Source organism: Arthrobacter sp. YA7-1 (assembly GCF_025960325.1).
GTDB classification, from domain to species: domain Bacteria; phylum Actinomycetota; class Actinomycetes; order Actinomycetales; family Micrococcaceae; genus Arthrobacter; species Arthrobacter bambusae_A.
On the sequence record NZ_CP110114.1, the window covers coordinates 668,823 to 681,949 of the forward strand.

Annotated in this window: 11 protein-coding genes and 1 tRNA gene; 5 read left to right on the top strand and 7 right to left on the bottom strand. The window is 64.4% G+C overall.

The window, feature by feature from the left end; all coding sequences use genetic code 11:
• Positions 1-40: 40 nt before the first annotated feature.
• Positions 41-1,459 carry an FAD-binding oxidoreductase gene (locus OIT41_RS03210; RefSeq protein ID WP_264637927.1) on the top strand — a complete coding sequence of 473 codons (1,419 nt, stop codon included), beginning with the start codon at positions 41-43 and terminating at the stop codon, positions 1,457-1,459.
• A 121-nt stretch (positions 1,460-1,580) separates the two neighbouring features.
• Positions 1,581-3,071, top strand: coding sequence for an MFS transporter (locus OIT41_RS03215; protein WP_264637430.1), 1,491 nt, complete (start codon positions 1,581-1,583; stop codon positions 3,069-3,071).
• Here the strand turns inward: OIT41_RS03215 and OIT41_RS03220 are convergent.
• Positions 2,998-4,224, bottom strand: coding sequence for an amidohydrolase family protein (locus tag OIT41_RS03220; protein WP_264637431.1), 1,227 nt, complete (start codon positions 4,222-4,224; stop codon positions 2,998-3,000). The two genes, OIT41_RS03215 and OIT41_RS03220, sit on opposite strands and share 74 nt — an antisense overlap.
• 281 nt (positions 4,225-4,505) lie before the next feature.
• Here OIT41_RS03220 and OIT41_RS03225 point away from each other — a divergent pair, with 281 nt between their 5' ends.
• The gene (locus OIT41_RS03225) at positions 4,506-5,177 is read left to right on the top strand and encodes a GntR family transcriptional regulator (protein ID WP_264637432.1); all 672 of its coding nucleotides are present in this window, start codon (positions 4,506-4,508) and stop codon (positions 5,175-5,177) included.
• A 9-nt stretch (positions 5,178-5,186) separates the two neighbouring features.
• On the opposite strand, the gene OIT41_RS03230 is transcribed toward OIT41_RS03225, so the two are convergent.
• The 4 genes from OIT41_RS03230 to OIT41_RS03245 all read right to left on the bottom strand — a co-directional run bounded on the left by OIT41_RS03230 (position 5,187) and on the right by OIT41_RS03245 (position 10,277).
• Positions 5,187-6,596, bottom strand: a complete 1,410-nt coding sequence (locus OIT41_RS03230) for a DUF4032 domain-containing protein (protein WP_078106409.1) — start codon at positions 6,594-6,596, stop codon at positions 5,187-5,189.
• A 99-nt stretch (positions 6,597-6,695) separates the two neighbouring features.
• A complete protein-coding gene (locus OIT41_RS03235; RefSeq protein WP_059388327.1) occupies positions 6,696-7,778 on the bottom strand; it encodes an ABC transporter ATP-binding protein in 1,083 nt (360 codons plus the stop codon).
• A 194-nt stretch (positions 7,779-7,972) separates the two neighbouring features.
• Positions 7,973-8,797, bottom strand: coding sequence for a trehalose-phosphatase (otsB, locus tag OIT41_RS03240; protein WP_264637433.1), 825 nt, complete (start codon positions 8,795-8,797; stop codon positions 7,973-7,975).
• Positions 8,787-10,277 (bottom strand): alpha,alpha-trehalose-phosphate synthase (UDP-forming), encoded by a 1,491-nt coding sequence (locus tag OIT41_RS03245; protein ID WP_274619670.1) that lies wholly within the window; start codon positions 10,275-10,277, stop codon positions 8,787-8,789. Before OIT41_RS03245 ends, otsB begins: the two co-directional genes overlap by 11 nt.
• Before the next feature lie 181 nt (positions 10,278-10,458).
• On the opposite strand from OIT41_RS03245, the gene OIT41_RS03250 reads away from it, so the two are divergent.
• Together OIT41_RS03250 and OIT41_RS03255 are read left to right on the top strand one after the other, a co-directional pair.
• Complete coding sequence (locus OIT41_RS03250) at positions 10,459-11,337, top strand: DsbA family protein (protein ID WP_078106406.1); 879 nt, start codon at positions 10,459-10,461, stop codon at positions 11,335-11,337.
• 150 nt (positions 11,338-11,487) lie between these two features.
• Positions 11,488-11,561: transfer RNA gene (locus OIT41_RS03255), tRNA-Thr, on the top strand.
• 116 nt (positions 11,562-11,677) lie between these two features.
• Here OIT41_RS03255 and OIT41_RS03260 read toward each other — a convergent pair.
• Positions 11,678-12,871 carry a tyrosine-type recombinase/integrase gene (locus OIT41_RS03260; protein ID WP_264637434.1) on the bottom strand — a complete coding sequence of 398 codons (1,194 nt, stop codon included), beginning with the start codon at positions 12,869-12,871 and terminating at the stop codon, positions 11,678-11,680.
• 25 nt (positions 12,872-12,896) lie between these two features.
• Complete coding sequence (locus OIT41_RS03265) at positions 12,897-13,109, bottom strand: helix-turn-helix domain-containing protein (RefSeq protein WP_241707999.1); 213 nt, start codon at positions 13,107-13,109, stop codon at positions 12,897-12,899.
• Between the last annotated feature and the right edge of the window lie 18 nt (positions 13,110-13,127).

The window sequence follows — 13,127 nt, forward strand, 5'->3', positions numbered from 1 at the left end:
CCGGCCGTATCCGCAGGATAAAACCAGATTGGAAATCGTCATGGCCCGCCGCATCACTCCTGCAGGGCCGACCCGGCAGAGCCAAGGCCCCGGCGGATTCATCGATGAACTGGTGGCCGCGCTCACGCAGGGACAAGTCGCCATCGACGAAGAGACACGAACGAGCTACGCGGCAGACCAAGGACCGGTCCTGGACCTGCAGTTGCCCTTGGCTGTGGTGTTCGCCGAGTCCGTGGATGACGTGCAGCACGTGGTGCGCAGTTGCGCCAGGTACGGGGTTCCGATTGTTGCACGCGGCGCCGGCACCGGGGTTTCCGGTGGTGCCCATGCCAGCCAAGGGTGCATCGTGCTCAGCTTGGAACGCATGAACCGGATCCTGCGGCTCAACGCCGACGACGAGACCGCCGTCGTCGAACCTGGCGTGGTTAACGCGGATCTGAACGCCGCGGCGGCTGAACATGGCCTGATGTACGCTCCGGACCCTGCGAGCTACAAGATGTCCACGATCGGCGGCAATGTGGCCACGAACGCCGGCGGCCTGCGCTGCGCCAAGTACGGCGTGACCAGAGACTCGGTGCTGGCGCTCGACGTCGTCCTGGCCGACGGCTCGCTCATCCACACAGGACACCAGACGTTCAAAGGCGTGGCCGGATACGATCTCACGGCACTGTTTGTGGGTTCGGAGGGCACCTTGGGCATCGTGGTGGGCGTGACGGTGCGCTTGCGCTACCTTCCCCGCGACGTACAGACCGTGGCGGCGTTCTACCCGGACTTCCGCGGTGCCGCCGCGGGCGTCCTCGCGGTCGGAAAGGCACGCGTCCAGCCCGCCATCATGGAAATGCTCGACGCCGGTACGCTGGCCCAGCTCGACGAACTGTACGGCTCGGACCTCGGAGAACGCGGGCAGGCGCTTCTCCTGATCCAGACAGACGGTTTCGGAGCTGCCGCGGAAGCAACGCTCGTGCGGGAGGTGCTTGCAGCGGGCGGCGCCTCGGTGACGGCGGAATCGAACGCGGAAGCCGAGCGACTCATCGAGATGCGCCGCTCAAGCCGCGGCGACGAAGTGGACAACGAATACCGGGTAGGGGAGGACGTCGCCGTTCCCAGGTCCCGGCTTGTCGAATACGTGGCCGCGCTCGAAGCCATGGCCGTCACCCACGATGTCCAGCTCAAGGTGGTGGCCCACGCCGGCGACGGCAACCTGCACCCGACCTTCTGGGTGGACCGTGTGGACATGGAAGTGGACGCCGATGCAATGTCCCGCCTCAACAAGGCCTTGGACGACTCCATCGATGCCGCGCTGGAGATGGGTGGAACCATCACCGGAGAGCACGGGGTAGGTCAGTACAAGCTGCGCTGGCTCGGCCTTGAGCAACCCGCACCCATCCGCGAGTTGCAGCGGCGCATCAAGGAGCTTTTCGACCCTGCCGGAATCTTCAACCCCGGCAAGGCCATCTAAGACTTTGGTATTCCAAACCTGATCGTGAAGATCTCGCGCCCTAGACCCATGCCGGTTTACTTTACCAAGCAATGCCCCTAATCTTATTTGGTATACCAAATTAGATTCCGGGAGACGACCAATGGGACAAACAAGCCGGCGCCACGGTGCTTCCGCGTACGCTGCCCGACGGGCCGCCGGGGTACTCGTTGCACTGGCGCTTGTCTCCATCAACCTCCGTCCGGCCATTACGACGGTCGCCGGCACGATGGGCCAGCTGCAGGCAGGCTTCGGACTCGACGCGCATCTGCTGCCGCTGCTCGGTGCCTTGCCTGTACTTGCTTTCGGCGTCTCAGCTCCCTGCGGTCCGTGGCTGGCCCGTCGCCTGGGCACTGGCAGGGCCGTGGCTGCGGCGCTTCTGGTACTTGCCGCCGCGCTGATTGGCCGCGTATTCGTGCCCGGGCTGTTGCTGCCCGGAACGTTCCTGGCAGGGGCATCCATCATGACCGCCAGCGTGCTCGTGCCACAGATCGTCAAAGCAAACCGCGGTACCGGCTGGTGGACGGGGCTGTGCACGATGGGCTTCGGTCTGGGCGCGGCGCTCGGCGCAGGGCTCGTCCAGCCGCTGCAGCAAGCGCTCGGCGGAAGCCTCGCCTGGGCACTGGCCGTCTGGGCCGTCCCCGCCGTGCTCGCGGCCGCGTTGATCCGGCGTACAGATCAAACACCAGGGCGCCCCAGCGGGACCGGCGGGACCGATGGAAGCGGCGGACCGGCGTCGGGCGCTGGTTTACAGGAGACGACGACGGCGGGCGGCGCCACGGGCGAGGCCGTCGCCATTCCGCTGCGAAAACAGGGGACGGCCTGGGCTGTGACCGCTTTCTTCGGGCTGCAAGCCATGCTGTATTTCGCCATTACCTCGTGGTTGGCTGTCTTCCTGGTGTCGAAGGGCCAGACCGCGGCGGACGCGGCCGGGCTCTTGGCCTGGTTCAGCATCGCCGGGCTGCCCGCAAGCTTGCTGGCTCCCGTCCTCGCGGGGCGTCGAGCGGTCCTGAAGTTCATGGCTCCGGGCTTGGGGTTGTTCGTTGCCGCGGCTTTGATAGGCGTCTTGACGGCGCCCGCAGCTTTGCAGTTCCTGATGGTCGGCCTGTTGGGGATCGTCCAGAGCGCCGGCTTCGGGCTGGGAATGGCGTTGGTGGTCATCCGTTCGGCAGGGCCGGAGAGCGCTGGCAGCCTTTCCGCCATGAGCCAGGGTTTGGGTTTCGCGCTGGCCTCCCTGGGGCCCTTGGGCGCGGGATTCCTGCATGAGTGGTCCGGTGGCTGGGACGTTCCGTTTTGGGCCTTGGCGGCGGAGGCGGTGTTCCTTGCGCTTGCCGGTTTCCTCGCCGTGCGCGGGCCCGCCGTGCGCGGGCCCGCCGTGAGGGTGGCAGCCGCCGAGGCGGAGCGCCGTGACGGTGGCAGCCGCCGAGGCGGAGCGTCGTGGCGAGCCCGCCGCCGTCGGGCGTTAAACCAAGAAAGTGGCCGGTCCCTCCGCGAGGGAACGGCCACTTTTTTGGGCGGAATTAGACGAGCTCGAGCTGATCCGCCACGACCTTGCCGCGGTGGATCACTGTGCGGTCGGTGCCGCGGTCCATGACGGCGGAGGCCACCGTTTCGCCGTCGAGCAGCAGGAGTTCCGCGGGATCGCCGACCTCGACGCCCGGGCGGTGTGCCGTGCCCTTCAGTCGGGTGGCGGACGGGTCGAGGATACTTGCGCCACCTACCGTGGCGATCGCGAGGCAGTGCTCGATGAGCTCGTCCTTGCGGAAGCCGTGGGTGAAAGCGAGCTGCCATGTGCGGTCGAGCATGTCCGTGTTGCCGTAGGGGGACCAGTAGTCGCGCTGGCCGTCCTCGCCCAAGCCCATCCGGACTCCGGCTTGGGCGAGCATCGGGATGGGCAGCTGGCCCGCCACGCCGGCGGGACCCGGCGCCACGGACGCCATCGAGATGTCCAGTTCGGCGAACTCGTCGATGAGGCGGCGCGTGGTGGCCTCGGAGATGCTGCCCAGCTGGTACGCGTGGGACATGGTGACCTTGCCCTGCATCCCCAGCGCGCGGGTGCGCTCAAGCACCAGGTCCGTGCTGAACACGCCGAGTTCGCCGGGCTCATGGAGGTGGATATCGATGGGGACCTGGTACTTTTCGGCCAGTCCGAAGACGATGTCCAGATGCCGGGCCGGATCGCGGTCCAGGCTGCAGGGGTCGATGCCGCCCATCACATTGGCGCCGGCCTTGAGGGCCTGGTCCATGAGGGGCACGGTGCCCTCCTCGAGGAGGAGGCCGGCCTGCGGGAACGCGATGATGTCGACGTCGGCCTGGCCTTTGAACTGCTCCTTGGCGGCCATCACGGCGTCGAAACGCTCAAGGCGGCAATCGACGTCGATCTGGGCATACGAACGGACTCGGGTGGTGCCGCGCGCGATCATCCGGCCGAGGGTGTCGTTGACGCGTTCCTGCAGCGGAACTTCGGCGTTGCGCCAGTTCTGCCGGTCGTTCATCATCATGGTCCATACGCCCGGGCCGCCGGTGTGTTCGCGGAACGGCAGGCCGATGCGGGTCGAGTCCAGGTGCACATGGACGTCCGAGAACGACGGCACGAGAAGACGGCCGCGGCCTTCGACGACGGTGACGTCGCCGGCCGCTGCGCGCGCCGGGTGGTGGGGTTCGACGTCGGTGATCTTGCCGTCCGTGACGAGGACGTCGCTCAATGCTTGTCCCCAGGGGCGGACGGCGCGAATCAAGGTGTTCAATGTATTGCTCCTTTGATGTTGGATCTATTGCACACCAGCGTGGGCCGCGGATTCCAGACCTGCGTGATGGCAGGCCGGGGCCAAGGGCGAACCCGCTCCGGCGCTGGTTGACAGAGAGTGGACCCCCGGCTCTTTTGTATACCAAAAATAGATTAGAGCAGGTTTTTGGCGATGTAAATCACAAATATTGCGTTATCTGGAATACCAAAAAGCACTATTTCCGCCCGTGTATGCTCGGGTGGAATGCAAGACGACGGGGAAGGGAAGGGTGGCCGAAGGCGATGTCCGAAACGCTGACAGCCCGCGACGACGAAGCCCGGGCCGAACAGGTCTACCAGCTGGTTCTTGAGGGAATCGTGGCGGGGAGATACGAGCAGGGCGTGCGGCTGCGCGAACGGGAGCTCTCCGAGCTCTACAACGTTTCACGAATTCCGGTACGCGAAGCCATCCAACGCCTCGAGCAGGACGGCTTCGTGGAAACCTTCCCCCGCCGGGGCGCAGTGGTCCGCCAATTGACGCTCACCGACGTGAATGAACTTTTCGACGTGCGGCTCTGCCTGGAAACGTTTGCCGCCCGCATGGCGGCCGTCCGCGTCGCGGCGGGTGAACCGGGCGGCCGACTGCAGGAACTCCTCGACGACACGAGGCAAGCGATCGACGACGACCGGACCGACGACGTCGTACGCCTCAGTGCGGCGTTCCATGCCGAAATCGTCCGGCTGTCCGGCAACCGGCTGCTCATCGAATCGGTCAAACCGTTGTTCGGGCGGATGCGCTGGATCTTCGGGCTCGCCCACAACCGCAGCAACGAACTCCAGCGCGATGAGCACATGGAACTATGCAACGCCATCCTCGGCGGCAAGGCCGACCTCGCCTACACGCTGGCGTACTCCCACATCGAGCTAGGACGCGAACCCGTACTCAAGGGACTCGCGCAGACGCTGGAGCCCTAAACCTCGGCGTTAGTCGTCCGAATCCGGGTATTCGTCCTCGTCGTACCGGGATTCCTCGGTTTCGGCTTCCAGGATCTTGAGCATCGCAGTGTCAGGGTTGAGCATGATGGCAGCCTCGTCACGCCGGTGGCGCAGGATGGTATCCAGGTAAGACTGCACGGCTTCCGCCAAGGGGATGTGGCTGTCCTGCTTCTGGCTCATGTACCAGCGGTGCTCGAGGACTTCGTGGACCACTTCCGCTGGCTCAAGCTTGCCGGCGAGGTCGCGCGGGATGGACCGGACGATGGGCTCGAAGATCTGGCTGACCCAGGTGTGGGCACTTATTTCTTCGTCCATGTCCGGATTGTTGTCCGCCCGGAACGAATCCATGTCGTTGAGCAGCCGGCGGGCCTGGTTCTCCTGGGCATCCAGGCCAGTGAGGCGGAGCAGCCGCCGCTGGTGGTGGCCGGCGTCGACGACCTTGGGCTGCAGCTGGATGGTGGAGCCGTCCGCGGTGGTCTTGATGGCATATTCCTCGACGTCGAAGCCCAGTTCGTTGAGGCGGCGGATGCGCGCCCCCACGCGCCAGCGCTCGCCGAGTTCGAACGATTCCTTCTCGGTAAGCTCGGTCCAGAGCCTGCGGTACGAGTCCATGATGAGCTCCGACGTCGCCACCGGGTCCACCTTCTCTTCGATCAGTCCGCCTTCGAGCAGGTCCATGAGTTCCCCGGCGATGTTGACGCGCGCGATCTCGAGATCGTATTCGCGCTGGCCCACCGACAGATCGGGGTACAGCTCGCCGGTCTCGGCGTCCACGAGGTACGCGGCGAAGGCGCCGGCGTCGCGACGGAACAAGGTGTTGGACAAGGAGACGTCGCCCCAGTAGAAGCCGATCAGGTGCAGGCGCACCAACAGCAGCGCCTGGGCATCGATTAGCCTCGTCAGCGTGTCCCGCCGCAGCATCTGGGAGAAGAGCGCCCGGTATGGCATGGAGAATTTGAGGTGGCGGGTGACCAGCACGGGGTTCAGCGGCTTCCCGTCCACCGTGGTCCGGCCGGTGATGACTGCAACCGGCTCGACGCATGGCACATCCATCCGTGCCAGCTTGCGGAGCATGTGGTACTCGTGCCGGGCAACGTGCTCGGACGTTTCCTTGATGGCGATAACGGAGCCGGCCAAGTGCGCGAAACGCACGATGTGCCGGGAGATGCCGCGGGGCAGGGCGGCCAGGTTTGCTGCGGGCCAGTCTTCGAGGGCGATGTGCCAGGGCAGGTCCAGGAGTTCGGGATCGGCCGCCGCGGCGGTGATGTTGAGGGATCCGATGACGCTCGCTGGTGGTGCAGTGTCGTTGGCGCTGGCAGCCTCGGTGCGCGGGAGTTTGCCGATCTGCGCGTAGTCGGTGGGTTCGTCATGCCACTTGGCACCGCTTTGCTCGGTCATGGGGTCAATTCTTCCGTATGGAGGCTGTTGTTAACGACGACGGCGGCCCGTCCACTCGGAAGGGCCGCCGTCGCTTCGATATTAGGGTGCCGGTGGGGATCAGTCGCCCAGGCGCAGGCCCGACTTCGTGTCGAACAAGTGCACGTGGCCGGACTGCGGACGAACGAAGATGGACTCACCCTTCATCGGGGGGCGGCGGCCGTCGACGCGGGCCACGATGTCGTGGCTCTTGCCGTCAAGCGTGGTGTGGCCGTAGACGTAGGCGTCGGCGCCGAGCTCTTCGACGACGTCGACCTCAACTTCGAGGCCTTCGCCGGCACCAACGGTCTCGAGGTCTTCCGGACGGGAACCGAGGGTGACGGTCTTGCCGTGTGCCTCTTCGAGGACATCGTGGGGTACCGGGTACACGGTGCCACCGAACTGGACGCCGCCGTCGACGACGGGCAGTTCGAGCAGGTTCATGGCGGGGGAGCCGATGAAGCCGGCAACGAAGACGTTCTTCGGGCGGTCGTACAGGTTGCGCGGGGTGTCGACCTGCTGCAGCAGGCCGTCCTTGAGAACGGCAACGCGGTCACCCATGGTCATGGCCTCGACCTGGTCGTGGGTCACGTAGACCGTGGTGACGCCGAGGCGGCGGGTCAGGGATGCGATCTGCGTACGGGTCTGGACACGGAGCTTGGCGTCCAAGTTGGAAAGGGGCTCATCCATGAGGAAGACCTGCGGGTTGCGGACGATGGCGCGGCCCATGGCAACGCGCTGACGCTGGCCACCGGAGAGTGCCTTCGGCTTGCGGTCCAGGTATTGCTCAAGGTCAAGAAGCTTGGCTGCTTCGCGGACACGCTCGGCGCGCTCTTCCTTGGAAACGCCGGCGATCTTGAGTGCGAAGCCCATGTTGTCCGCAACCGTCATGTGCGGGTAGAGAGCGTAGTTCTGGAAGACCATTGCGATGTCGCGGTCCTTCGGCGGGACGTCCGTGACGTCGCGGTCACCGATCAGAATGCGGCCGGAGTTCACATCCTCGAGGCCCGCGAGCATGCGCAGGGAGGTGGACTTACCGCAACCGGAGGGTCCAACGAGGACCAGGAATTCGCCATCGGCGATGTCGATGTTGAGCTTATCGACGGCGGGCTTATCTGTGCCCGGGTACAGACGCGTAGCGTTATCAAAAGTAACTGTTGCCACAGTTATCAATCCCTTCACCGGCAGGTACGTGCCGGACGATCCGTTGTGAATGGTTCATGTTTATTCAGTTGGACTCCCCGCCCTGGGCTAAGCCCGGGCAAGGGAGACTGAGTGACGCCGCACGGTAGTTGTGCGCCACATCACAACCAAGAGTATGGCAGCAGTCCGGGTTATTCGCCTAAATGTTACGAATGTCACATGTGAGATGCGTCTCGCGAGACCTTGCGGCGACGCTCGCGAAGCACGGCCTCCAGGAGTTCTGCGACGTGGACAGGGGCCTCGACGCGGAACTCGGCCTGGGTGAAATCCAGCCCGACCTTCACTCCGACGTCGGTGGAGCCGAGCCTGGCGATCGCGTCCTCGTCCGTCACGTCGTCGCCGGCAAAAAGGATCCCGGTGGCGGAGGTGGCCTGGCGCAGGAACTCGACAGCATCGCCCTTGGAGGAGTGCACTACCGAGGTCTCGAGGACCCGTTTGCCGTTCTTGAGGAAGACTCCAGGCAGGCCTTCGAGCACCGACCTCGCCGCCGCGACGGCGTCCTCCGCCACGTCGTCGGCGGCACGCCTGGTGTGGAGTACGACGCCGGCGGGCTTGTCTTCGAGGACGGTCCCCGGAGCTTCCTGCGAGATTCCGGCCAAGACTTCGCGGACTTCGGCGAGGAGCTCCCGTTGGGCGTCGTCGAGTTGGAGTTCCGTCGAACCGGGGCCCAACCAGGCCTCTGCGCCATGGCTGCCTATCAGCAGCGTGGCTTCAGGGGGTGAGGCGACCTCCCGCAGACTGGCCAATGCGCGCCCCGAGATGAGCGCCGTCGTCGTCCTCGGAAGCTTGGCGAGTTCGGCAAAAGCGGCGGCTGAGCGCTCGAGCGGGCGGGCGGCGTCGGCGTGGTCCACGATCGGGGAGATGGTGCCGTCAAAGTCCATCGCCACCAGGAGGTGGTCGGTTCCCGCTATCCTGCGGACGGCGTCGAGCAGCTCGGGCGGGAGGCTCAACGGGGGATTGGCGGCTGTTTCAGGAGTCATCGCGAACCACGGTTTCTGCTAGGGCCGAGAGGAATTCGGCTGACCAATGATCGACGTCGTGGTCGAGGATTTGTTTCCGCATGGACTTCATTCGTCGGCGGGATTCGTTCGGGGGAAGCTCCACGGCCCGCATGATGGTGTTCTTGAGTCCGTCGATGTCGTGCGGATTCATGAGGAGCGCTTGCTTGAGCTGATCGGCCGCTCCGGTGAATTCACTGAGTACCAAGGCGCCCGTATTGTTGGTCCGGGCCGTGACGTATTCCTTGGCGACGAGGTTCATGCCGTCGCGCAATGCCGTTACCAGCATGACGTCGGCGGCGAGGTACAAAGCCACCATTTCCTCGACCGGGTAGCTGTGGTGGAGGTAGCGCACGGCCGTGTTCTGCATGGTGTCGTAGCTGCCGTTGATGTGGCCCACGGTGCCTTCAATTTCCTCGCGTAGGAGCCGGTACTGCCGCACGCGCTCGCGGCTGGGACTGGCCACCTGGATCAGGGTGGCGTCCTCCACCTTGAGCCGGCCTTCCTTGAGGAGTTCCTCGAACGCCTTCAAGCGGTGGGGGATGCCTTTGGTGTAGTCGAGGCGGTCCACGCCCAGGAGGATCGTTTTCGGGTTTCCGAGGTCCTCGCGGATCTGCCGGGCGCGCTCGATGATGTCAGGGCGCTCGGCGAGTTCGCTGATGTGGTCCACGGCGATGGAAATCGGGAAGGCCTGCGCGCGGGCAATATGGGTGATCTGCCCATCCCGTCCCTTGACGTGGACTTGTTGCTGCTTCACGCTCGCACCGATGAAGCGGCGCGCCGAACGCATGAAGTTTGCCGCGTCGCTCGGGCGCTGGAAACCTACCAGGTCAGCGCCGAGCAGGCCTTCGATGATGGCCTGGCGCCACGGCAATTGGGCGAAGATTTCCGGTGGCGGGAACGGGATGTGGTTGAAGAAACCGATCCGCAGGTCCGGGCGTGCCTGGCGGAGCATGCTCGGCACGAGCTGGAGTTGGTAGTCCTGCACCCACACGGTGGCTCCGTGGTCCGCGTACTGGATGACGGCATCGGAGAACCGTTGGTTGACCCGGCGGTAGCTGTCCCACCAGGTGCGGTGGAACTCCGGCGGGGCAATGACGTCGTGGTAGAGCGGCCAGAGGGTCGCGTTGGAGAACCCTTCGTAATAGAGCTCAACATCGTCGGTGCTGAGATCCACGGGAATCAGGTCCATGCCGTCGTGGCTGAAGGGCTCCAGGGCCTCGTCCGGGGCGCCGTGCCAGCCCACCCACGCGCCGTCGGTCTTTGTCATCATCGGTGCGAGGGCGGTCACCAGGCCGCCGGGAGAGCGGCGCCAACCTTCCTCGTTGTTTTCCCCGTCATCGCTGGGGTAGCGGTCAACCGGAAGGCGGTTGGAGACCACCATGAAATCGTGTTTCCGGGCTTTTGGAGCCTGATTTCCTTCGGGTCCGCTGTCGATTTTTTCGCTTGCTGGTTCTTGCATTGCTGCCCCCTGGGGTTGCCTGTGACTCTTCTCCCACCCTACCGGCGGGAATCATCAAGGACACTTGCTCGTTCCTCAGACTGGAGTCGAAGACCCCAGCAAAGCTGCCAGTCTTCTCCCGTAAACTGGCACCGTTGCCATAGCTAATAACCCAACGCCGTCGATAAATCACGAGGAACTGATGAGCCCCGCAAACGAACCACGCCTGTCCAAGGCAGAGCGCACCGCCCAGGCCCGCGAGAAGGCCCGCGAAATCCGCGAAGCTCAGCTGAAGAAAGACAAGCGCAACAAGTTGCTCATCGGATGGGGCATTGTGGTTGCCGTTGTGGCGATCCTCGCGGTCATCGCCCTCGTGGTCACCCAGAACATAGCGAACAACGCCCCTATTGCCGACCAGGGCCCGACGCCGGCGAACGCCAACGTGCACGGCGGCGTGACGCTGCTGAAGGGCACCGATGTGACGAAGGTGGCCGCCGGCACCGTCAGCCTGGCATCTCTGCCGTCCGCCCCGGCCACCCCGCCCGCCACGGTGACCGCTCCGGGGGCTGACGCTGAAGCTGGCAAACCGGTCAAGGTTGTGGCCTACATCGACTTCATTTGCCCGATCTGCAAGAACTTCGAGACCACGTACAGCCAGCAGCTGACCCAGTTGCGCAACGATGGCAAGATCACCCTGGAGTACCGTCCGTTCGGCTTCCTCGACGCCAGCTCCAGCACCAACTACTCGTCCCGCGCAGCCAATGCCGCGGCCTGTGTCGCGAACACCTCGCCGGACAAGTACTCGGCGCTCGTGGACCTGCTGTACGCACAGCAGCCCGCCGAGGGCAGCGCAGGCATTTCGGACAACGACCTCAAGAAGTTGGCCACCCAGGCGGGATCGGCCAACATCGACTCCTGCATCGACAACAAGACGTACCGGCCGTTCATCAAGGTGGTCACCCAAGAGGCGAAGAATATCGGGATCTCCGGCACTCCGACGGTGTTTATCGACGGTAAGCAGTGGGATAACAAGACGGACTTCATGACCCTCTTGAATGCGGCTATCGCAGCGAAGAAGTAGCTCTCTGGCCCGAGGCCTTCCGTCCACTGGGAATTTCCGTGGGCGGGAGGTCTTGGGCTACCCTTATCTAGCGCTCGCGCGCACCAGCTCCGGTTCGCCGGGGCACCAGTCCCGGTTCGCCGGGGCACCAGTCCCGGTTCGCCGGGGCGCGCCTCCTTAGCTCAGTTGGCCAGAGCACCGCTCTTGTAAAGCGGGGGTCGTCGGTTCGAATCCGACAGGGGGCTCCGATTGTGGCTTTGACCTGCGGGTATGTTCCTGCGGGAAGAGCGAAAAGTGCTCATTCCAACCATGACTCACCATAAACTCACTAGAATCAGTTTCGGTGTGAGCCTGCGCCAGGCTACATGCCCATGTCCGGGGGCTTTGGCGGATCGGGGTTGAAGGCGTTGAGTGCGCCGCGGGTGTCCAGTGCTTCTTTGTATTCCTCGACGTAGTGTTTCTGCGTCATCGAAACCTTGGAGTGGCCTGCTTGGTATGCCGCGGCTTCAACTCCCATCGTCCGGGCGATGATGGTGGCGTTTGCCTTGCGGAAGGTCTTGAGCGTGACCCAGGGGTAGCCGATGGCGTTAGCCGCTTTCCGCCATGTCTTGCCGACGTTGTTCGGATCGCAGACCGTACCGGTGGTGGACGGGAAGACGAGGTTTAGCGGATTTGTTGCCGGGTCCTGACGACTCAGCCGTTCACGAAGCCTGTCCACGAGGAAATCGGGAACCGTGACATGGCGGATGCCATGTTGTGACTTGGGATGGTCTTGAATCCTCACGCCGCCGGTGGATGTCCGGATGACTGTGGCGTTGATGAAGACGGTCGGGGGAGCGGCGTCGAGCTCGATGTCTTCCCATCGCAGCGCAAAGAGTTCCCCTGCCCTGAGGCCGGTGAAGATGAGGAAATCGGCGATTTCGTGGAGTTCTTGTGTCCGCGTCCTGCCGAGTGCCGGCTCGTTTTCCCAGGCAATGAGCTTTGAGCGCAAGTCCAGGAATTGATCGGGGGCCAGCGCCTGGGGCTTGGCCGACGGCGTGCGGGGGATGGATATCCCCAGGACCGGGTTGGTTGGGACGGCGTCGTGCCGGCGGGCGATCTTGAACATCCAGGAGAGCACGGCCCCACAGGTCCGGGCCGTGGCCGGTCCGGCATGGTCCACGACATCGCGAAAGAAGTAGTCGATAACCCCGGGGGTCGCTTCCCCGATCCGGATGGACCCAAGAGCGGGAGTGATGTACTTCTTGACGGTGAATGAGTACTTGTCCTTGGTCCGTGATGCTTTGTCGGAGCGGTCCAGTTCCAGGAGGTAGAGGTCCGCGAGTTGGCTGATCTTGTCCGTGGATGCGATCAGGCCCTTGCGCGGGGTGCTGCGTTTCTGGAGCCTGATTTGCAGGTTCCGCCGGGCGCCCGCGGCTGATGGACCGCGGGCCTCTACCTGTCGCAGTTTTCCGTCCATGTCGCGGAAGTAGGTCCGGGCGCGCCAGGTCTTTGCTGTTGCCCGCTCGGTCCGGATTGTCCCCCATGTACCGAGCGGGAGGGGATACCTGCTCATTTCTTGCGCAATGGCCTCGTGCGGGCTAACGCTCCGCGTGGAGGGACAGCCAGGCAACAAAATCGGCGTGGCTGATTCGAAGGTGTCGGCCGATTCGGTAGGCCGGCGGTCCGACGTGCTTTGCCCGCCACTGGTAGAAGGTCTGTTCGGGGATCTGAAGCTGTGCGCAGATCTCTTTCGGGGTTAGCCACTGTTGGTCAGCCTCGACGGGCTGGTTGCGTTTTGGGGTCGTCGTCATTGGAGTCTCCGTGGTCTT

Excerpts from the sequence above, each read along its gene's own strand:
- OIT41_RS03215 (WP_264637430.1), top strand. The coding sequence starts at position 1,581 with ATGGGACAAACAAGCCGGCGCCACGGTGCTTCCGCGTACGCTGCCCGA.
- OIT41_RS03265 (WP_241707999.1), bottom strand. The coding sequence starts at position 13,109 with ATGACGACGACCCCAAAACGCAACCAGCCCGTCGAGGCTGACCAACAG.
- OIT41_RS03245 (WP_274619670.1), bottom strand. The coding sequence starts at position 10,277 with ATGCAAGAACCAGCAAGCGAAAAAATCGACAGCGGACCCGAAGGAAAT.
- OIT41_RS03260 (WP_264637434.1), bottom strand. The coding sequence starts at position 12,871 with ATGAGCAGGTATCCCCTCCCGCTCGGTACATGGGGGACAATCCGGACC.
- OIT41_RS03230 (WP_078106409.1), bottom strand. The coding sequence starts at position 6,596 with ATGACCGAGCAAAGCGGTGCCAAGTGGCATGACGAACCCACCGACTAC.
- OIT41_RS03250 (WP_078106406.1), top strand. The coding sequence starts at position 10,459 with ATGAGCCCCGCAAACGAACCACGCCTGTCCAAGGCAGAGCGCACCGCC.
- OIT41_RS03210 (WP_264637927.1), top strand. The coding sequence starts at position 41 with ATGGCCCGCCGCATCACTCCTGCAGGGCCGACCCGGCAGAGCCAAGGC.
- OIT41_RS03225 (WP_264637432.1), top strand. The coding sequence starts at position 4,506 with ATGTCCGAAACGCTGACAGCCCGCGACGACGAAGCCCGGGCCGAACAG.
- otsB (WP_264637433.1), bottom strand. The coding sequence starts at position 8,797 with ATGACTCCTGAAACAGCCGCCAATCCCCCGTTGAGCCTCCCGCCCGAG.